This is a genomic window from Arhodomonas sp. KWT, assembly GCF_010993615.1.
On sequence record NZ_WNXE01000774.1, the window covers coordinates 1 to 788 of the forward strand.

Consider the following 788-nt stretch of genomic DNA (forward strand, 5'->3'; position numbering starts at 1 on the left):
CTCCTGGTGGTGCACTTCCGGGCCCGGCGGGACGGCATCCGGCCCCTGGGGGCCGATGAGCTCGGTGACTGGCGCGGCGCGCTGAAGGCGCGCTGGCACCTGCTCGTGCCCCTGGTGTGGCTCGCTACCGCGATCGTCTCCGGGCTCTCGGTGGCGGACGCCGCGGTGCAGTCCTGCGCGCTCACCGTGGTGGTCGGGTCGCTGCGCCGCAGCACCCGCCAGCGGCCCATCGAGCTGCTGGAGGCGCTGGTGCGTACCGGCGAGCGCGCGCTGTCGGTGGCACTGCCCTGTGCGGTGGCCAGCATCATCGTGGCGGTGATCGCCTTCACCGGGCTCGGGACGAAGTTCACCGCGCTGGTGGTGCACCTCTCCGAGGGCAACCTCTACCTCGCCCTCGGGCTCACCGCGCTGGCCAGCCTGGTGCTCGGGGCGGGCATGCCCACGACCTCGGCCTACGTCATGGCCGCGGTGCTGGTGGCGCCGGCGCTGGTGCAGCTCGACGTGGCACCGCTGGTGGCGCACCTGTTCGTGTTCTACGTCTCCATTATTTCGATGGTGACGCCGCCGGTGGCGCTGGCCGCGTACGCAGCCTCCACGGTGGCCGGATCGAAGCCCGGGGAGACCGGCTGGGCGGCGTTCTACCTGGCGCTGCCCGGGCTGGTGATTCCGTTCGCCTTCGCCCTGCACCCGGCACTGGTGCTGTGGGACGGCGCCGGTGCCACGGCCTGGGCCGTGGCCCGCGTGGCGTTGGCCTGTTCCGCGTTCGCGGTGCTGCTGCCGGGCTGGCT

Annotated in this window: 1 protein-coding gene; it reads left to right on the forward strand. The window is 73.1% G+C overall.

Translation table 11 applies throughout. The features are described 5' to 3' along the window. A partial coding sequence (locus tag G7A99_RS22320; protein WP_163144200.1) for a TRAP transporter large permease subunit occupies positions 1 to 788 on the forward strand: 788 nt, incomplete at both ends.